This window comes from Paenibacillus arenosi, assembly GCF_014841135.1.
GTDB lineage: Bacteria > Bacillota > Bacilli > Paenibacillales > Paenibacillaceae > Paenibacillus_B > Paenibacillus_B arenosi.
Window position 1 is genome coordinate 397,044 of the sequence record NZ_JACYTN010000002.1, and the last position, 19,969, is coordinate 417,012.

The following is a 19,969-nucleotide window of genomic DNA, read 5'->3' on the forward strand; positions in this document are numbered from 1 at the left end:
TATTAGACAATAATATAAACGTTATTTCCTAGTATGTAAATCGGTTTTAAGGTATTTAATCGTTTTTCCATTAAAATTCAATTAAAATCACATAAAAAAAGGGTGCTTACCCTCTAAACGGCAAGCAACCCTTGAGTTATAATTATATTGTTTCGCCTGCTTGTTGTGCAGCCTCCAATAGCGTATCGAATAACTCGTCATCTTCTTCTAATCGTTCATCTAACTTCAGCAACTCTTCTTCTACTCCACTTTCAGACGTGTAATGTAGACTATAATCCCATTCTTTTCCCTTCTTACTGTAGATCGTCAACTCGTACGGATGCTGGTAGCCTTCAAGCTTGAAAACAACCGTTCCAAGGTATGCACCTTCCACATCTGTTTTCATTTGCGCTGACACAATATGTACTTCATTTTGCACGCTCATCAAAAATCCCTCGCTCTTCTTATCCTACTCCCCAAAAATAGGGACTTACTATGAGTATACCATTTTCTTAAATAAACTTCATGAGAGCCACTTGACAGATACAGGAATTGCCATTAAATTAGTTATCATAATCATCAAAAAAGACATTAGACGAACAACGAAGAGAGGTGTTATCATGATCAATCCTTTTAAATCGATTTATTTCAATGCAAAAAGACGTGTATTACCAATCACTACTCTAAACAAGCTATTTAGTGATACGAAATCAAAACGAACTGAATCTGCACTAACTGAACACTTGACAGTAGCAAGAATCACTCTAACAATTTATTCTAATCTGAAGTAACATTCGATTTTCATCAAACATTAGTTACGAACCTAATCGACATATATCTGCTTGTAAAAAGTAAGTACAAATAAAACGATTGACTGTTTCAACTATTACCATTATATTGTAAACTGAAGACATGTTCGATAAGTATCTAAAAGGAGATTCGAAATTGGTGAATAATCTAACAGCGATCCCACTAAATACGAGCAGCTCTATTACCGTTGAGCTACTAGCAGCAATGTTCCGACTAACGAACCATGACCAATTGGTACCGCAGCAACCTTCCATGCAGCTGCACCAGGATAATCAACTCAACCAATACGTTCAAGAAGCTCGGCTTAAACTGTCAAAAGATACTTTTGAACAAATTCAATTGTTTTTCCATCATGATAATTCCTGCGGCACATCTGTTCTGCCGACTATTATTCAAAATAACATGTCCATTAAAGATTTGTTTCATTGGATAGAGCAATTGCCGTCCAATGAGCTTTTCCTTCAATTTTTGAACTATAGTATAGATCCAGAAATACGCACCATGCCAGAACTCACCACAAGCAATATACTTGAACGGCTAGAACAAACGTCATTACCTGAAAAAGAACGTTGGAAAATGCTCTACTTCCATGCAGATACAGAACGGATGAAGAGCAGGTATCTAGAACTGCTTCGCCTATTTTACGAGGATATTTACAAGCTCTGGGAAGAGGAGCTAACTACACGATTAGAGCAAAGCTTACTCCAGCTTAATCAGCTTATTCATGAGCATGGCGTTAAGCAGTTGAACAAAGCTTTAAGAACAGACATTGTACCTGTTTCGACGAACGATCTACCGATTCATGTATTCCCTTCTTATTTTATGAACACAGCAGCGTTCATATATGATAATGAAGATGGATTTATATGCTTGTTGGGCATTAACCGTCTGGACATGATCAGCAAACATGATATTAATCATCAACAAATTAGCGATTCTCTAAAAGTACTGTCCGATGAGAAGCGGATTCATATCATTCAACTATTGAACCGCGCACCACGTTATGGACATGAGCTTGCCAAAGAACTAAACCTGACAAACTCTACGATATCGCATCATCTCAACGCATTAACGACGACAGGGATTGTCAAAGCCATCCGGCAAGAAAATAAAGTTTATTACCATGTAGATAAAGAACGCATCGCAGAAGTGCTTCAGAATTTAACGCAGATGTTAACCGAATAACACAGCACTAACGCTGTGTTATTCTTTCGAACAAATATTCGATATTCATCTAAAGTCATATTCTACAAAAATATAAAAAGGATGATTAATATGAAAAACTTCTTACGACGCAATCCAAAGTTTCTTCGCTTCTGGCTTGCTGCATGGTCTTCTGAATTTGGTGATAACATTCGCAATACCGCACTTTTATTCGTTATTTTAGAACAATTTGCCGATAAGGCAGCAGCAGCTATATCCATTAACCTCATATTAGAGTACGCCCCGATTTTTTTACTAGGCCCTATTATTGGCGTATTTGCAGATCGCTTTGATCGTAAGACATCCTTGTCTGGCGCATTATTGTTTAGAGCAGTAGTAATGCTGTTATTTATTAGTGCGATCGCAACGAACTCCGTACTTATGATTTACATAGGCTCCTTTTTATCAGCTATTTCTACACTTGTCTTTCGAGCTTCACAGCCTGCTTTTACGATGAGTCTTGTGCACAGTGATGATAGACTCCTTGCTGCAAGCTATCGTCAAATGTCCATTAGCTTTACTAACATTATTGGACCTGTAGTTGCCATCATGTTGTACGGCGCGATTGGGTCAAGTTTCATGATCGTCATTGCGACTGTTCTCTTTATTAGTGCTGCTACTACTATTATTCGAATTCCGAATGAACAGCAGAACAACGAATTATCTCCGAGTATAAACACAAATACACTAACATTCCGCTCTATTTGGAGCGATTTAAAACTTGGCTTTCAATTTGCGCTGGGCCATAAAATCGTCAAGATCGTTACGCTTAGTAATTTGGCGTTCGGATTAGTAGCAGGCGTATATAATGTAATGCAGATGTTCCTCATTACTGAATATTTAGGACTGCCTAAAGAATCCTTGTCTTGGTTTACCCCTATTATCGGCGTAACTATGCTTATTGGTTCGTTACTAATTCCGAAAATAAAATGCAAGCCGGAGCGTCTGTTAACGATATCCGTCTTCTTACTTGCATGCGGATTAGGTGGAATGACTATTTTCCCAAGTGTTATCTGGGTCATTGCTGCAACTGTCCTATTCTTTACCGGTATCGTAGCCTATAACATCACAACCGCATCACTCATACAAACTCATGTTGAAATAGATTTTCAAGGTAGAGTGAGTACGTTCATTCAATTAGCATGGATGGGACCTATGCTGCTTATGTCACTTATAGTCGGCCAACTGTATCCAGCCGTTTCGATTAGCTATTTGTTTATTGGAACAGGATGTATCGTCTTCCTGCTCGCAATAACAGTCGCTTATCGGATCGCCAAATTACAAGTCAATCCTCATCCGCTTTCTATGGAAATGGAACAAAATAAGCTGGCACAATCTTTATGAGTGAACTTCAATCCGAGTCCTTAGTGCGGAATAGATGCATAAAGTAAATGTATTTATTGTAAACAAACACCCCCTTCATTGTAGAAAAGCTCTAAAAAGAGCTGTCTACCAATTGAAGGGGGGTTCTTATTTAGTACATGAAATAAATGTATAACGCCATTACAATATAATAGCTATCAAGCCACCAGAGCCTTCGTTAATAATACGACCCAGCGTTTCCTGCAGCTTGTATCGAGCATTGTCTGGCATCATGGCAATCTTGCCTTGAATGCCTTCGCGCACGATCGAATGAAGCGAACGGCCAAATATGTCGGACTCCCAAATCTTCGTAGGATCATTCTCGAAGTCCTGCATCAGATAACGCATAAGTTCTTCACTCTGTCTCTCCGTACCAATAATCGGAGCAAATTCTGATTCCACATCGACACGTATCATATGTATCGACGGAGCAGTCGCCTTCAGACGAACACCAAAGCGAGAGCCTTGACGAATAAGTTCTGGCTCATCCAGTGCCATCTCTGCAAGAGTAGGCGCCGCAATGCCATAGCCGGTTGTTTTAACCATTTCTAACGCTTCTTCGAAGCGATCAAATTCTTTCTTTGCATGCGCGAACTGCTGCATCAATTGAAGGAGATGGTCTTTGCCGCGAATTTCAACACCAACCACTTCCATCAAAATTTGATCATACAGCTCATCCGGTGCATACAAATCAATCTCCGCAACGCCTTGCCCCATATCCATGCCACTCAAGCCAGCACGTGCAATGAAGTCATACTCAGTGAACTGTTGCACAATACGGTCCACATCACGCAAGCGACGAATATCTTTCACTGTATCACGGACTGAACTTTCATAGCTGGATCGGAGCCAGTGCTGTTCATTCAGTACCATTACCCAGCTAGGTAAATTTACATTCACCTCATGAACCGGGAATTCGTACAACACTTCGCGCAATACGCCGATAACATCTTCTTCACCCATCGTCGCAGCACTAAGCGCCAGCACTGGAATATCATACTTCGCTTGTAATTCATTGCGAAGCGCCTGTGTCTCGTCACTGCGCGGTTTCGTGGAGTTGATGATAAGCACAAATGGCTTGCCAACTTCCTTCAACTCATTAATAACCCGCTCTTCTGACTCCACATAAGAACGACGTGGGATTTCAGCAATCGTACCATCTGTTGTTACGACTACACCTAATGTTGAGTGTTCCTGTATCACCTTGCGTGTCCCTATTTCCGCTGCTTCCTGGAACGGAATCGGATCCTCAAACCAAGGTGTATTAATCATACGTGGTCCACTTTCATCCTCGTATCCTTTGGCACCTTCAACGGCATAACCTACACAGTCTACCAGTCTTACATTTACTTCAAGACCATCTGCCACTTTAATCTGAACCGCATTGTTCGGGACAAACTTCGGCTCAGTGGTCATAATTGTCTTACCAGCCGCGCTTTGTGGTAGTTCATCCACGGCACGGATGCGATCGGATTCGTTTGTAATATTCGGCAGCACGACCGTTTCCATGAAACGTTTTATAAATGTTGATTTACCCGTGCGGACCGCACCAACGACCCCGAGGTAAATATCCCCGCCGGTACGCTCGGCAATGTCCTTAAAAATGTCTACTTTCTCCAATTGATATCCCCTCCTCAAATAATTCCCGACGGACATGAAGGCAGCGTCCGCCTTCCGCCCTTCAGAAACAATTAGCACCGTTGCTGGAATTGAGCTGTTGCCGTTGTCGCTAGTGTTCGCCGCCCGGATTCATATGCAGCAATGAGCAAGCGATGCAACCTGTACATGCTTTGGACTAGTAACATCATATGATAGAACGCCATAAATATGACGATCAGCCACACTTTTTTTACTATCGCTGCTCATAACGTTAGTAAATAACTATGAGGGGCTCTTCAGCAGAGCGACGCCTTCCTACACAGGTATATGTGTTTTGTTCAAATATATGACAACCATTATGTATTTCTACTTGAAAAACTAAAAATAAAAAAGCAAGTGCAGTCTCTTACCTGCACTTGCTTCTACTTGCTATACAAATTACCCCATTTGATCATATCCCGACGCTTTTCTTAGGCCAAGGCGCATTCTCTCTCCATTCATAAACGGGAGATTTAACGGGTACAAACAAACCTTCCGTTACGAGCAGTTCCTGAACCTGATCCGTATGGTCAGCAGGTTTCTTACCCGACTTCTCAACAGCCTTCATGATATCTGGAGCATAGTCTGCAAATACGTTTCCTTGCTCATCCATAATAAAAGAGAGTGAATCACCGCTATACGGACTCTGGATATCGACAGGGCGAGCACCTATCTTTTCTAGCGATATTTCAAAAAATCCAGGATATATTTGTTCTTTACTCGGCAACTGACCTGCATGCTTCTCTATGTACATCGTAACCGCTCGCTGTAAGTCATTTACCCTCTGAGCTGTCGGAAGATGCATTAGACGAACGGTAGGTTTAATCTCTTCATTAACAATGAGATAAACCCCTGTCCCTCCATTTTCAAATGCATTGGCAGGAATTGCACTAAGCACTTCATTTGTCAGTAAAGCTTCAAAATTAACTTTGAATTTCTCGTATCTCGGCACAGATTGATCTGCAGTAACAATCGGAAGTAATGAATTTCGTTTTTGATATTCGTCAACTGCATGCTGAACGAGCAAAATTCCATCTTTTGCAGAAGCTTGATTCTCTTTTCGCAGTTCATTAGGGTACATACATCCCTGTAAAAGCAAACAAACAACCAGAAGTAAGCTGACTACGAATTTAGTGCGACTCAATCCGACTCTCCTCCCCCACCTACCACAGGCGGTCTTCCTCTTGCTGCTCCAGCAATCGTTTACGAACTGCCGCCTTTAAAGGATCTTCTGGCACATGAACGATCGCTTTACTATGTGCCGAGCCAATAATACGAGTCTGACAGGCTAATCGTTCTCCACAAGTTGAGAAATAGCCCATCTTACGCTGCTCAGCCTCCGTTGGGAAGTTCATCATCCCCTCATCAGCCTCAATCGACACTTTGCATTGTAGACATCCCGCTTTGCCATCACAACGAGTTCGTATGGAAATACGCGCTTTACGCGCAGCCTCCAAAACGGTCATGCCTTGTTTAATTTCAATCTGCTTGCCATCAGGTTCAAACTGAATACTAATGCTCATACAGCACCTCCTTTATGCGGATGCTAGTAGAGTTAATCCAACAACACGGTGTAGAATACTCCTTTAATCCTTGCTGTGCGCGCTATTCTCATACACATCTAGGCATAATTCAGGCAATACACGTCGAATATTCAAATATGCACTAGTGGATGGCTGACATTTAGATAATACATAAGACAATACTTCTTTATGCTGCTGGGGAGTGCATTGAATTGCCGCTACAATGGCATCTACACGCTCTCCTCTTCCCCTTAACATATTAAAAAGAAGCTCATGTATGAGAGGTGTCAATATGATGGAATGTTCCCCAACGTTCACAGATGGAGCATATTTCCACAAGCCCTCACTAACTTCCATCTGGTAACTACACCAATCGTTCTTTACATGGAATTGTCCAACAAGCTCTACAGAACAACTATTTATTTCATAATGACTTAGCAATGAACGATACATTTCTGTCTCATTCCAAACCGCGTCATCCGTAGATTTACTCCGCCATAATTGATGAAGCAGCTGTGCATCACATTGATCAGCGAACACATCAATATCATTTGGCGGAGCCAGTAGCTCCACTCCTTGTAACAATAGGCTGCAACTTCCACCTATCATCCATTTCGAAGGTTCATGCGACTGACTTGCAAGCCATTCAATCGCATGAGCCATCGTTTCTCTCATTTGTTGATGCATAGTAAACCCCGTCACAATTTCATTAGTAATATGGTGCAAACTTCGCTGCTATTGTCGTGTCAGCCTCTAATACTTTAGCCTGACATGCTAATCGGTAACCAGCTCGTAATTCATCTTCGTCCATTCGATCCCATTCAGCATCTGTTATTCCATTCAATTGGAGATGTCCTTCCTCGATCATGCAACGGCACTGTGCACACGTACCTCGTTCACATCTATATTGCCAATCCAATTGAAGCTCGATTGCCGACTGCAGCAACGTTTGACCTACAATAATTTCTGCTTGTCCTTCTCTTGTTCGACCCATTAATTTGAGTTCACCCATGTTCGCTGAGCCCCTATACAATTGAAATAAAGCTGTATAACATACCTAGCAAAAGTATTACGAAAGCAATTAATGTTAATATTCCCTTAATCCATCCACGAGTCTTGGATCGGGCAAACACAACGAGGATTGCTGATAAAGCCATGAGACCAATTCCGATAAATGAAACCCACATCTTCGTTAAACCATCCATGCCAACGTCTCCCATTCTTCCAAACTGACCCTATTATAACATCCGTCATAAAGAAACAAAAGACGACATATTGGTTGATTTCACCAACATGTCGTCTCGACGATTAGCAGTTGCCTATTTCTTCGTCATCAGCTTCATTAATGACTCTAGACTGCCTCCATTTATCCCGCTCTTTTTCACGGTACTAATAATTTCATTCACCGTTGACTCCGTAACCGGCACGTTCGCCATCATAGCGACCTGCTTAATGAGCTGTCGAAGCTGAGCCTCGCTCTGCATCGTTTCAGGAGTTACAGTACTTGCCACGTTTTTGATCTGATTTTCTGTAATAGGCTTGTTAATCTTCTTATTAATTGCTTGGAGTGCATCTTTCGGAACTTTCCCCTTCGACATGTCACCTGTGCCTCCTCAACTGAACTCTTCATAGTGTATGAAAGAGCAAGCACGAAGGTGAGGCTCGTTACCATGTCCAATTGAAATCATGTCCAGTTAGAACGAGATATCCTCAATCTCGTTCTTTCGAACACGGCCCATCAATTTCTCAACAGCGGTTTTGGGTTCCAGTTGTTCGAACAATACTCGATACAACTGCTCTGTAATTGGCATTTGTACATCATGCTTCTCAGCTAATATATGAGCAGCCTTCGTTGTACGAATACCTTCTACTACCATCCCCATTTGCTGAAGCACTTCATCAATAGGCATCCCTTGACCGATCATAGATCCAGCACGCCAGTTGCGACTGTGCTGACTCGTACACGTTACAACTAAGTCACCAACACCTGCTAAGCCAGCAAACGTTAATGGATTGGCCCCCATTGCTGTTCCAAGACGAACGATTTCAGCTAATCCACGCGTAATAAGTGCTGCTTTGCCATTATCACCGAATTTAAGACCATCTGAGAGTCCCGCTCCCAATGCTATAATATTTTTAAGTGCACCAGCCAGTTCTACCCCAACTACATCTGAGTTCGTGTAGACACGGAAATAAGAATCATTCATAAATAAATCTTGTGCCTTCGCAGCCGTTTCCTGTGATGCTGAAGCGACAACGACTGTAGTTGGACATTGACTAATTACTTCTTCCGCATGGCTGGGACCAGATAAGACAGCAATGCGTTCTTCACCACATTGAAGTTCGTCGTTTAGCACCTCAGACATTCTTGCAAGTGTCTCCGTTTCAAATCCTTTAACGGCATGAACGATGAACATATGCTGCTGCCAATACTGCTTCATCTGTGCTGCTACACCGCGCAACGCTGCTGATGGAGCCACGATTACACATGCAGACGCGCCATCCATCGCATCCTCAATTGAAGTAGTTGCCCTTATAGCTGAATTAAGCATCGCATTTGGCAAGTACTTCTGATTCGTGTGCCGTTCATTTATTTCAACGGCTTGCTGTTCGCTGCGTGTCCAGACGACTACTTCATGTTGATTGTCAGCCAAAACTTGGCATAACGCGGTTCCCCAACTCCCAGCTACAAATACAGCAACCTTTTTAACGGACACGTGCCTCTCCTCCCTTATTAGCACCGAGACGATTCTCTGTGCCCTTCATCAGCTTCACAATATTACTGCGATGAGCGTAGAAAGCAAAGAGACAAAGCAGCACACTTCCTAAAAAGATACTACTGTCGTATTTATACAACCAAATAAACACTGGCGTCAAAAATGCAAATACTAGCGAACCAAGGGATACGTACCTTTTCCATACGATGGTCAAAATGGCAAACACAGACGCTGATAGCGCGGCCCAAAATGCCAACACAGCGAGAACCCCAATTGTAGTAGCAATTCCCTTCCCACCACGAAAACGGAAAAAGATCGGCCAATTGTGGCCAGCAATAGCTGCGATTCCACAAACTACAGCTACCCATGAGTCATCCGATACAAGGTAGCCCAGCAAAACAGCAGCAATACCTTTCACTGCATCAAGCAGTAATACGCAAAGGGCGGGACCTTTTCCTAATACACGCAGCGTATTCGTTGCGCCAGCGTTGCCGCTGCCATGATGTCGAATATCAATTCCACGGAGCCATTTGGCAAACAGAACGCTGAAACTAACTGAGCCAATCAAATAGCTGCCGATTATAGAAAGTATGGGTAACGTCACCTTAGATCGCTCCTAACTCTCGTCTGATTTGCGACGCGTGAACAATCGCATCGGCGTTCCTTCAAAGTCAAACGAAGCGCGAATGCGGTTCTCCAGGTAACGCTCGTATGAGAAGTGCATAAGCTCTGGATCGTTTACAAAAATAACCATCGTAGGCGGTTTGACCGCCACTTGAGTGGCATAGTTGATCCGAAGACGACGACCTTTGTCTGTCGGCGGTGGGTTGTAAGCAACCGCATCTGAAATCACGTCGTTAAGTAAGTGAGTCGGAATACGTCTAGCATGTTGTTGCGCTACATGTTGGATAACTGGCAGTAGCTTATGTAAGCGCTGCTTCGTTTTCGCTGACAAGAACACAATTGGTGCATACGACATAAACAAGAAATTATCACGAATGTTCTGCTCATTCTGATGCATCGTCTTGTCATCCTTCTCAACCACATCCCATTTGTTTACAACAAATAGTGCTGCTTTACCAGCTTCATGAGCATAGCCTGCAATATGTTTGTCCTGTTCAATGATGCCTTCTTCACCATTAATAACAACCAATACAACATCTGCCCGCTCAATAGCTTTAAGGGAACGCATTACACTGTACTTTTCCGTAGTCTCATATACTTTGCCGCGTTTGCGCATACCTGCTGTATCAATAATGACATATTTTTGACCGTCTTTTTCAAACGGTGTATCAATCGCATCACGTGTAGTACCAGCAACTTCACTTACAATAACTCGATCTTCACCTAGAATTGCGTTGACTAGAGAAGACTTACCAACATTCGGACGACCGATTAAGGCTACTTTAATGACATCATCTTCATACTCATCTTCAGTCAAATCAGGCAGATTTTTAACAACTTCGTCCAACAAATCGCCGATTCCTGTTCCGTGAGAACCCGATATAGGCACAGGGTCACCGAACCCAAGAGAATAAAATTCGTAAATATCATCCATACGGCGCATGTTATCCACTTTGTTAACTGCTAAAATAACAGGTTTACCAGAACGGAATAGAATTTGTGCTACTTCTTCATCCGACTGTGTTACACCGCTCTTAGCCTCACACATAAATACGATAACATCCGCTTCTTCAATCGCCAATTCTGCTTGTACACGAATGGAACGAAGAATATGATCGACACCATCGATCTCGATTCCACCTGTATCAATAATGCTGAACGTCTTCCCGTTCCATTCGCCCGAGCCATAAATGCGATCTCTCGTAACGCCGGGCTTGTCTTCCACAATTGCCAATCGATCGCCGATGACACGGTTAAAAATGGTCGATTTCCCGACATTCGGCCTTCCGACGATGGCAACAACGGGTTTTGCCATGCAGTTCACTCCTTCATTTACCTAAACAATATACACGTACAACATCATATCAGAAAAATCACGGATTGGCTAACTATTCCCGACGCATATACATAACAAACCGCTCTGCATAAAGTACAACTAATGCACTGAAGCGGCATACCACATAGGTCATCCACCATTCATCAGCCGTTGATAATGTACCAAATAACATAATAAGTGTTGCTTTATCACGCACTTGCAGCAACCATTCCTTACACAGAAGAACACCTGTCACTACGATAAATGAACGACTCGCTGACGAGTACATAAGCCCTACAACTAGTCCGACAATTACACTTATCAACAGGGGAGTGAACGAAGTTGCCCACGTATCTCCTGCTTCACGTAATAAGTCTACGATCATCCAAAGTGCGGCAATAATCAACATCTGACCACAAAGCACGATACAGTCTGCAAGCGTCATGCCTGATCGCCAAAGCTGCACGAACATGGCTACGGCAACGAGACAGATAAGCAGCCATCCTAAATCCCAAATGGATTCACCTACTCTTAGCTGCAGTCCAGTTACCCATAGCCAAGTCCCAATACCAAGGATAAGCACATAACTTGACGCATGAGGTAAAATCACTTGTCTCCAGCCAGTAAATAAGAGAATGATGGAACAGACCGCACATAATGCAGCAACGGTCCCCGGCACCGAGGCAAGTTGTAGCCCCATCTTACATCCCTCCATTCTATGTTAGGATGGGATAAAGAAGGACAAAATAAACGGCAATCCAAAAGAGGATTGCCGTTCGTTTACATCTTATTTCAAGTTGTTCAACTTGTCGCCAAATCGTTCAGCCAATGTAAAGCTCATTGTTTCGTTGCTCAAAGTAACATTAGGATTGTTCAGCTCTTCTTTTACCCTCTTCTCAGGTTTCTCAGTAGGAGCTGGTGCCTCTTCTGTTTCTTTGATGCTTAGGCTAACACGTTTCTCAGCTGGATTAAAGTCTAGTACTTTAACTTGAACCTCTTGGCCTTCTTTCAATACTTCGTGCGGTGTGCCAATATGGCGATGTGAAATTTGGGAAATATGCACCAATCCTTCCACACCTGCTGCTACTTCGACGAAAGCGCCGAATGCAACCAAACGTTTTACTACGCCAGTCAACACATCTCCAATATTGATGGAGCCACCAGCTTGTTCCCAAGGTCCAGGTTGAGTAGCTTTCATACTCAAGCTAATTTTTCCATTTGAAGGGTCAACCTTAAGCACTTTGACACGTACTTGCTGGCCCTCTTGAACAACATCAGCAGGCTTCTCAACATGCTGCCAAGCCAACTCAGACACATGTACAAGACCATCTACTCCGCCTACATCAACAAATGCTCCGAATTGAGTTAAGCGTTGAACCGTACCTTCAAGTTCTTGACCTTCTTTAAGGCCTTCGATTACTTGCTTTTTATTTACTTCGAACTCTTCATCAAGCACATCTTTCTGAGAAAGAATAAGCTTGTTGTTCTCGCGATCAATTTCTTTAACTTTCACACGCAACGTACGACCTTTATAATCGCTGAAATCTTCTACAAAATGACGCTCTACCATGGAAGCTGGGATAAAAGCACGCACGCCAACATCAGCAACAATGCCACCTTTAACAACATCTGCAACCGTTACTTCAAATACTTCTTTGTTATCAAAGCGCGCTTGCAACGTTTCCCAAGCAGATTCACTATCGATAATACGTTTCGACAAAATCAAGCTTTCTTTGCCATCATTAATGCTGACAACTTTAGCTTCAACTTCTTGACCAATTGCTACAGCATCAGAAGCTTTTTCTACTGATACCGAAGATAATTCACGAACAGGAATAATACCATCGTATTTATATCCAATACTTACATATGCTTGATTGTCATCAATCTTGACAATCGTGCCTTTGACGGTATCTCCTTTTTTCAAAGTCACGATGTTGTCCACCGTTTGTTCAGTAGCATTTTCAGTTACGGTTTCAACTTGTTTCGTTTCTTCAGACATGTCCATACCTCCTCGATTAGAACCCCATTTATAGAAAGCTGCTTAATATAGCAGCACCCATAACGAATCAGCTTACAAATAAGCTCGAAAATAATACCAATAGTATGAAACGTAGATCTTCAATTCATGCATAAACGAAAGTTATTGCTATTGCGACTCGGAATCGACAAGAGCATAGATGTGCTGCATAATTCGAACCGTCGCTTGCTCTAGCATATCGCTATCTTTAGCATCAAGCAAATCTTGCATATCAATTGGCGGACCATAAGTAACAGTAACCTTACCAAACAGCTTATACGAACCGGAAATGGCAACGGGAACAACTGCTGCACCACTTTTAAGAGCAATCATAGCTGCCCCCTTCTTAGCTGCAACGTCCCCAGACATATTACGAGTCCCTTCGGGAAATATCCCCATAATTTCGCCTGAGCGAAGTAATTGGAAAGCTGTCTTGATTGCATCCTTACCTACACCGCCACGCTTGACTGGAAAAGCGCCAAGTGCTGAAATAATTGAGCCAAGAACAGGTACTTTAAAAAGTTCTGCCTTAGCCATAAATCGAACTTTTCGCTTTAAAGCAATACCGATAGTAGGAGGATCAAAGTTACTTATATGATTGGCACATAATACAACGCCACCTGTCTGTGGCACATGATGCTTCCCTTTGACTTCCAATCGGAAGAAAAAGCGATAAAGAACGTATAAAAGATTTTTACAGAATGTATAGAACATATGCCTATCACTCACCATCCAATATGGAGTTAGCTTGCTTAACCATGCGTTGAACAATCTCATCAATGCTCATATAAGTTGTGTCCAACAACATAGCGTCGTCGGCTTGCTTTAATGGTGAGATAGCGCGTGTCGCATCCTGATGATCACGTTCGGCAATGTCCTTTATGAGCTGTTCCATCGTAATTTGCTCTTTCCCCTGCCATTCCACATAGCGTCGGCGGGCTCTCTCTTCCACCGTAGCAGTTAAGAACCACTTCTGCTCTGCATGAGGAAGTACATGAGTCCCAATATCTCTGCCATCCATAACCGTTCCTTTGCGTTCTGCAAGTTGGCGCTGCATATGTACGAGCGTCTCACGAATTAACGCAATTTGAGCGAATTTAGAGGCTTGAAGACTTACTTCAGGTGTACGAATTAGTTCCGTTACATCCTCGCCATTTAACAATATAGTTTGACGAGCTTCTCCAGGTATGAGTTCCACCTGTAACTGCTTCATTTCCTCAATAGCTCGTTCAGGCTCGTCTGGAGAAATACCTCTCCGGTTCATATGTAACGCAACAGCTCGATACATGGCTCCTGTATCAATATAAATATAACCCAGTTCACGAGCAACATGCCGTGCAACTGTACTTTTGCCTGCGCCTGCTGGCCCGTCGATGGCAATATTGATTCTTGCTTGAGTGGATCGTGACGCTTGCTTCAACGAGTCTACCCCTTTCTACCTGATGACACTTCACTATGTTTCATGCGCTTCAATAAAAAAGCAGGCATTGCCTGCAGACGTAAAAATTATACCACACCTTATAAAAAGGATGCAAAAGGCCCAAAGACCGATATGAATGGTGAATACAGCGCGAAACTTGCTCATTTGTCATTTACATTTATTTAATATACGGAACGCCTTCAAGTCTTTCTACTTTACTAAACCAGTTCCTAAATACAGGAATATGCATGCTAACTTGAGTAACAACTCCTAGCAAACTAACGATCAAGAGCAATTTCAACAGCTTCGAACTCCACTTGTCAATCTGATACATCAATTGGCGGTGAGCAGCATTTTCATCCTCTTCATCAAGTTCTTCACATTCCTTAGTCGGCTCAGAACCGATAGGCAATTGCTCCTGCGTATTGTTATTCATCTCCACACCCCTAACCTCACAATAAGTGGAATTAGTGTGCGGAAATACGAGTAAACTTATGTATAATCATTTTATGTATATAGATTTACAATTTCGTTCTGTAAACTACTATGTTTATACCCGACGTTGAACGAGCTGTCTTTCAAAGCAATAACGAATTACCTTCTGCTGGTCAGTAGCGCTTATTTGATGGAACTTGATCATGATTAATCTGTTTGCAGCAGATTCATCCTTCTGCACAATACGTATCACCTCAGCCACAAAAGGAATATGTTCATACTCACCACTTCGGAAAGGTACAACCATCCAGCAATGTATTTGCTCCTCCAATTGTAACGTTTCATTTTGTTTGGGTACGATGAATGATATTCCCCCACCACTTATATCTTCTGTAATAGCCAGCAGCTTTTGGCCACTGCTCGTACGAATCGCAATTTCCAATTCAGCATTTACGCGTAAAAAAGAACGCTGGTGAGACGAACGAATATCTTCGACAGCCGGCATTCTAATGCCAAACATTCTTACACCGGCTTCTTTTCTGGCAACGATATTCGACATAAATTGAAACACTGCTCCTTCGTGTTTACTATAGCGAATTTGCAGTACTTCTGTATTCACAAATATCCCGTACTTGCCTGTATCATGATTAAGTGGAATTTCGATCCAGATGTGAGAATCATCCAAATCCAACACACGGGCCTTATAGTCCCCTGGGTGATTGGCAGAATCAGTTTGAATAATTAAAGTATCATTAATAGTTGGAAACATAATTGGACTCCCCTCCGCCCTAATTATACCATTCCTGTACCTTTTGCTCCATAAATATATAGTATAAAAGTCATAGATGCACACAAAAAATCGCCCCATCCCGTAGATAAGGCGATTCCTATAGATTCCTGTTTTCTTCATTGTCTTTACTATTATTTCAATGTCTCAATAGACTCTTCCTCGCCCGTATCTGCATTGATAAAGACTCGGTATTTTTGACTTCCTTGTTTGCCAACAAATTCATAGCATAGCACTGACTTGGACAATTCATTTTTGATAACAGCTAAGTTGCTGTCCTCGATAATGATGTCTTTATTAAGTCGTTTTAGCGCTTCTTTCTCTGTTAGCTTAGGCTTCAAGGAGACAGATTTCACTTCCTCTGCTCCATAAAGATAATCGGCTGCCTGAATCCCTGTAATATCACCATTATCCAACGCTACTCTTACTTGAATTTTTTGTGGATATAAATAAACATCTTGCTTTTCAGGGACAAATGTGAAGCTTGCGATATTTTGGTGATCATGATATCGAACTGCCTCAAAATCTTGGTACCCATGCTTCTCTAAATACTTTTCTGCTTTTGACTCAGCAGTTTCTATCGACACCCGAGAACCTTTTACGGTCCTAGTATCCATATATGACATCGGTTGACCTTGCTTCGTAAAGTCAATCATAATGCCGCCGTCTCCATGTTTATGATCAGCACTTACCGTATAAGTTTCGTGCTCTTTGCTATTTCCGTTCTTTTTCACGCGAACATTGGTAACAGAATGCGGTTTCATTAATTCTAGTGCTTTCTTCTTCATTTCTTCTTGTGTAGCCGGCGGGCCTTGCAGCATTGTTACAGATCGCTTCGTATAGATACTGGAGACAGATGGACCCCAATTAATTTCCGGATATTCAGTAACTTTTTTATCAACTGTCTTAAAACCATCGATAATTGTATTATCCGACTGCTCATTTTCTGTTGCCATCGCTACTTCTACATCCATCCAGCGGAGGTTGTTGCTAAGTACTTTTGTACGCACTTGTTCAAGATCTTTTGCTATTGTTGCCGAGTTCGCATAGAGTGTCTTCAACGTCTTGAGTTCCTCATCAGACAGCGGTTCTTTCGTCATATCACGAACAGCTGCACGGTAAGAAAAATTAGATATGCGTGACAAAAAATCTTCTGTTTCACTAAAAGGAAGCAGGGTCAATGGCAATTGATTAATCTCATTTTGTGCTTCGCTAGTTAAACGCCACACATTGACAAGCCCTTTACGCTGCATTCCTTGGGATGATGAATGGACAGCCAACGTTTGACCAATTTGGTCATGAAGTTTATCCACATGAAACGTCAAATCATGGAACGCTCGCTGATACTGATTTTCGGCCTTAAGCAAAATTGCATGTTTTTCTTGATTCTCTTGATACCCCCACACTACCGCTCCAATAAGCAAAAGCGTGACGATCGGAAACATCACGGCACTAAATCGTTTATACATCGTACAAACGTCTCCTTTCACAGCTCCAAGTTAATCGTGTTAGTATTGTGCTGGAAATGGATTCAGATTATACATACCGTGGAATCTCTTCGTCACGCTCTATTCAGCTTGTTCCTCTACCGCAAAATGCTCCCGATTATCACATAAGCACTGCTTGAATCCTGTTTCAATTCTACCCTTTTCACGCTTGCCTCTCAGGATAAATTTTTCCCCACATAAATTGCATCTTATCGTTACTTTAACTCGCATAAGAACACTCCCTCCACGGAATGAACAGTACGAGTTCATTATTTCCATTTTTTCTATGGTCTAAACCGACTCGGATCCTCTTCATGCTTTACCATACGAAGCGGTGAACCTGCATTCGCCTTCCTCACCTTCCCCATACCAAAATACCAGAGGAACATCATTAAAGGCACAACAAACCACAGCCAGTATTTAGTCATCGTCATCAAAATAATGTCATACACACCGTGCCAGAACAATGGAACGAGGAACGAAAAAGCCAACAGCTTCTTTTTGTCCTTCTGCAATGTAAATTTACTTTTCCCCATGTAGTAGCCCATTAGAACACCAAAGAGCGCATGACCAGATACAGGTAACAAGGCGCGCATTAGCAAATAAGCAAAAGACGCCTGATTCAGCCATGCATAAAGTACATTCTCTATAGTTGCAAACCCTAAAGAAATGGCTACTGCATACAATATCCCATCATAATGTTCGTCAAATTCTACATGGTTGTAAATCATATGGTACAGGACGAACCACTTTACCCCTTCCTCAACGAAGGCAGATATGACGAATGAAAATACAAATGGCTGTTTCCCCCATGACAATACTAGTCCATGCTGAATAATCATAATCGGCAAAACGATTAGAAATCCGATTAGGAATAAGCGAATAACTACATGAATGGGTTCAGCATGATACCGATCCTTCAAATAAAAATAAACCAAAAGTGCAATTCCAGGAGCTACTGCTGCCGTAATAATCGAAAATAATGGGGTGGACATTTCATTTGACTGTATTGTGTTCATTGATAAAGACATCTGGTGAAACATATTTAACACAGTCATCGCTAACCTCCTACGGAATCACATGCTGCAACCCAACAGTGTCCATAACTAACTGCTATACATATACTAGCAATATATTGTATTTATTTTAGTACGAAATTAACCATGTCATTACTCAAAAAAAGAGCCTCGATCATGGACCGAGGACTCTTACTAAACTAGACATACACTTATGTCCCGCGCGGTTTGAAGTATTCGCACGTCAAGGTAATTGCATTCTCAGGCATAATGCAAGACCCATACTCTTCCAACACTGCAGTCGTTACTGAGGTTGCCTCTCCGAACTCCGCTAGCAAAGCGACAAGCGCTTGCAAACGGCTCTGTTCTATGGAAGCGCCGTCCAAATGATACATATACTGACCATTATATAGGTATAATGCCCCCGACACGTCAAATCGACCATTGACTTCGTGAGCCGCATCAATAAAATGTTCAAAGTCACGGAAAGCAAACAACACAGTATCGCTCTCCTCTAACGTAACTTCCATTTCATATACGCCTTCCATATCTTCATCGTCATGACTTGAAATATTCAAGTTATCAAGACGAGTGCGAGTAACAATAACAACCATCCCTTGTGCTGGCATTGCAAATACTTCAACTGCTAGCGGGCCTGTCGCGTCAAATCCGAGTTCAGTATAGGCCTGATCCATCATCTCCGCAAACAGATCCTGTAGCTTTGACATCTCACGCCACAGATCATCCCGCTGGATCCCGCGCTCTGATAAATCATCAAACGTAAGGAAAATACGAATCTTATCTTGACTTAAACGTTCGATTTTCATGACAGGACCCTCCTTTACAACATCGGTTATAACAGATTATGAAGCAACATATAATATGTGCTGAAAATAGTTCTATGTAATTCATGTTATCATGGTTTCCAACGTTTTGCACGTATTAAAATGATCTTCCATGATCAATATCATACGCAGTAAAATATAAAAAGCCACTTCTGATCTTCTCAGAAGTGGCTTCTTCTTGGCTTATCTTGGCTTATAACACCATTGTTTCGTTAATCAACTCATGAACTATGCTTCCGCCGTATCCGTTTGGCACGAGGAACACGTTCGTTCTTACGCTTTCAATGAGACGATTGATGATGTGCAGATGTTTTATGACTTGACTTTGCAGCTTCATGTGCCACTACAGCAGGCACGTGAGTTTCGCTTGTGCTTAAGGCACGTGCTGCTCCACTCTCACGCAAGATGGCATCTACTTGCTTCTTCACTTCTGGGTCCCGCTCAATCAATTCCTTAATCTGATCAAGTCGCGGAGTATGATGTTCCTTTGATACAGAAGTCGTTGAAGCATGGGTTGCTTTCACTTGAGTTTGAGTGCTCCCCACAGAGCTTGCCCCTTGTGCGAATGAATCGAGTGCTGTTTCTACAGCTCGATTTCTCGCCTTACCTACTACATCATTCACTACATCCCCAGCGGTTTGCAGCTTAGACTGCAATTGCTCGAATGAGCGGCGATCCGCCAAATAAATACCAGCCAATGCACCAATAGTTAACCCTGTAAGAAACGTCGTTACCCTCACTACTGTTCCCTCCTTGCTATGATAGGATCAGTTCTTAGTGTGGGTTGA

At 42.2% G+C, this 19,969-nt stretch carries 24 protein-coding genes; 2 read left to right on the top strand and 22 right to left on the bottom strand.

The annotated features are described in order from the left end of the window. Positions 1 to 142: 142 nt before the first annotated feature. On the bottom strand, positions 143 to 424 hold the full coding sequence (locus tag IFO66_RS04865; protein ID WP_192024038.1) for a hypothetical protein: 282 nt from the start codon (positions 422 to 424) through the stop codon (positions 143 to 145). 503 nt (positions 425 to 927) lie between these two features. On the opposite strand from IFO66_RS04865, the gene IFO66_RS24190 reads away from it, so the two are divergent. Then, a complete protein-coding gene (locus tag IFO66_RS24190; RefSeq protein WP_192024039.1) occupies positions 928 to 1,974 on the top strand; it encodes a metalloregulator ArsR/SmtB family transcription factor in 1,047 nt (348 codons plus the stop codon). 90 nt (positions 1,975 to 2,064) lie between these two features. Then, positions 2,065 to 3,336, top strand: a complete 1,272-nt coding sequence (locus IFO66_RS04875; RefSeq protein WP_192024040.1) for an MFS transporter — start codon at positions 2,065 to 2,067, stop codon at positions 3,334 to 3,336. A 159-nt stretch (positions 3,337 to 3,495) separates the two neighbouring features. Here the strand turns inward: IFO66_RS04875 and spoIVA are convergent, their stop codons facing one another. The 21 genes from spoIVA to IFO66_RS04980 form a co-directional block, all read right to left on the bottom strand. Continuing rightward, positions 3,496 to 4,974 (bottom strand): stage IV sporulation protein A, encoded by a 1,479-nt coding sequence (spoIVA, locus tag IFO66_RS04880; protein ID WP_192024041.1) that lies wholly within the window; start codon positions 4,972 to 4,974, stop codon positions 3,496 to 3,498. Between the two features lie 430 nt (positions 4,975 to 5,404). Next, entirely contained in the window at positions 5,405 to 6,136 is a 732-nt protein-coding gene (locus IFO66_RS04885) for a hypothetical protein (protein WP_192024042.1), read from the bottom strand. Positions 6,137 to 6,155: 19 nt separating this feature from the next. After that, entirely contained in the window at positions 6,156 to 6,515 is a 360-nt protein-coding gene (locus IFO66_RS04890; protein WP_192024043.1) for a 2Fe-2S iron-sulfur cluster-binding protein, read from the bottom strand. A 63-nt stretch (positions 6,516 to 6,578) separates the two neighbouring features. Next, the gene (locus IFO66_RS04895) at positions 6,579 to 7,202 is read right to left on the bottom strand and encodes a nucleotidyltransferase family protein (protein WP_192024044.1); all 624 of its coding nucleotides are present in this window, start codon (positions 7,200 to 7,202) and stop codon (positions 6,579 to 6,581) included. 22 nt (positions 7,203 to 7,224) lie between these two features. After that, positions 7,225 to 7,527 carry a 2Fe-2S iron-sulfur cluster-binding protein gene (locus IFO66_RS04900; RefSeq protein WP_192024045.1) on the bottom strand — a complete coding sequence of 101 codons (303 nt, stop codon included), beginning with the start codon at positions 7,525 to 7,527 and terminating at the stop codon, positions 7,225 to 7,227. Positions 7,528 to 7,540: 13 nt separating this feature from the next. Further along, entirely contained in the window at positions 7,541 to 7,720 is a 180-nt protein-coding gene (locus IFO66_RS04905) for a DUF2768 family protein (protein WP_028593514.1), read from the bottom strand. A 114-nt stretch (positions 7,721 to 7,834) separates the two neighbouring features. Further along, positions 7,835 to 8,113 carry a stage VI sporulation protein F gene (locus IFO66_RS04910; protein ID WP_028593513.1) on the bottom strand — a complete coding sequence of 93 codons (279 nt, stop codon included), beginning with the start codon at positions 8,111 to 8,113 and terminating at the stop codon, positions 7,835 to 7,837. Positions 8,114 to 8,209: 96 nt separating this feature from the next. Further along, positions 8,210 to 9,232, bottom strand: coding sequence for an NAD(P)H-dependent glycerol-3-phosphate dehydrogenase (locus IFO66_RS04915; protein ID WP_192024046.1), 1,023 nt, complete (start codon positions 9,230 to 9,232; stop codon positions 8,210 to 8,212). Further along, the gene (gene plsY / locus IFO66_RS04920) at positions 9,222 to 9,836 is read right to left on the bottom strand and encodes a glycerol-3-phosphate 1-O-acyltransferase PlsY (RefSeq protein WP_192024047.1); all 615 of its coding nucleotides are present in this window, start codon (positions 9,834 to 9,836) and stop codon (positions 9,222 to 9,224) included. Before plsY ends, IFO66_RS04915 begins: the two co-directional genes overlap by 11 nt. Before the next feature lie 12 nt (positions 9,837 to 9,848). Next, entirely contained in the window at positions 9,849 to 11,171 is a 1,323-nt protein-coding gene (der, locus tag IFO66_RS04925) for a ribosome biogenesis GTPase Der (protein ID WP_192024048.1), read from the bottom strand. A 73-nt stretch (positions 11,172 to 11,244) separates the two neighbouring features. Then, a complete protein-coding gene (locus IFO66_RS04930; RefSeq protein WP_192024049.1) occupies positions 11,245 to 11,871 on the bottom strand; it encodes a hypothetical protein in 627 nt (208 codons plus the stop codon). A gap of 87 nt (positions 11,872 to 11,958) precedes the next feature. Next, positions 11,959 to 13,173 carry a 30S ribosomal protein S1 gene (gene rpsA, locus IFO66_RS04935; protein ID WP_192024050.1) on the bottom strand — a complete coding sequence of 405 codons (1,215 nt, stop codon included), beginning with the start codon at positions 13,171 to 13,173 and terminating at the stop codon, positions 11,959 to 11,961. Between the two features lie 147 nt (positions 13,174 to 13,320). Then, a complete protein-coding gene (locus IFO66_RS04940; RefSeq protein WP_192024051.1) occupies positions 13,321 to 13,905 on the bottom strand; it encodes a lysophospholipid acyltransferase family protein in 585 nt (194 codons plus the stop codon). Positions 13,906 to 13,912: 7 nt separating this feature from the next. Then, the gene (gene cmk, locus IFO66_RS04945) at positions 13,913 to 14,611 is read right to left on the bottom strand and encodes a (d)CMP kinase (protein ID WP_192024052.1); all 699 of its coding nucleotides are present in this window, start codon (positions 14,609 to 14,611) and stop codon (positions 13,913 to 13,915) included. A 178-nt stretch (positions 14,612 to 14,789) separates the two neighbouring features. Next, the gene (locus IFO66_RS04950) at positions 14,790 to 15,047 is read right to left on the bottom strand and encodes a hypothetical protein (protein ID WP_192024053.1); all 258 of its coding nucleotides are present in this window, start codon (positions 15,045 to 15,047) and stop codon (positions 14,790 to 14,792) included. A 114-nt stretch (positions 15,048 to 15,161) separates the two neighbouring features. Beyond that, positions 15,162 to 15,815, bottom strand: a complete 654-nt coding sequence (locus IFO66_RS04955; protein WP_192024054.1) for a flagellar brake protein — start codon at positions 15,813 to 15,815, stop codon at positions 15,162 to 15,164. Positions 15,816 to 15,967: 152 nt separating this feature from the next. After that, a complete protein-coding gene (gene ypeB, locus IFO66_RS04960) occupies positions 15,968 to 17,302 on the bottom strand; it encodes a germination protein YpeB (RefSeq protein WP_192024055.1) in 1,335 nt (444 codons plus the stop codon). Positions 17,303 to 17,401: 99 nt separating this feature from the next. After that, complete coding sequence (locus IFO66_RS04965; RefSeq protein ID WP_192024056.1) at positions 17,402 to 17,551, bottom strand: hypothetical protein; 150 nt, start codon at positions 17,549 to 17,551, stop codon at positions 17,402 to 17,404. 53 nt (positions 17,552 to 17,604) lie between these two features. Beyond that, positions 17,605 to 18,339 carry a glutamic-type intramembrane protease PrsW gene (gene prsW / locus IFO66_RS04970; RefSeq protein WP_192024272.1) on the bottom strand — a complete coding sequence of 245 codons (735 nt, stop codon included), beginning with the start codon at positions 18,337 to 18,339 and terminating at the stop codon, positions 17,605 to 17,607. Positions 18,340 to 18,548: 209 nt separating this feature from the next. Further along, entirely contained in the window at positions 18,549 to 19,163 is a 615-nt protein-coding gene (locus tag IFO66_RS04975; protein WP_028593501.1) for a genetic competence negative regulator, read from the bottom strand. 299 nt (positions 19,164 to 19,462) lie between these two features. Next, entirely contained in the window at positions 19,463 to 19,921 is a 459-nt protein-coding gene (locus IFO66_RS04980; protein WP_192024057.1) for a DNA-directed RNA polymerase, read from the bottom strand. Positions 19,922 to 19,969: the final 48 nt, after the last annotated feature.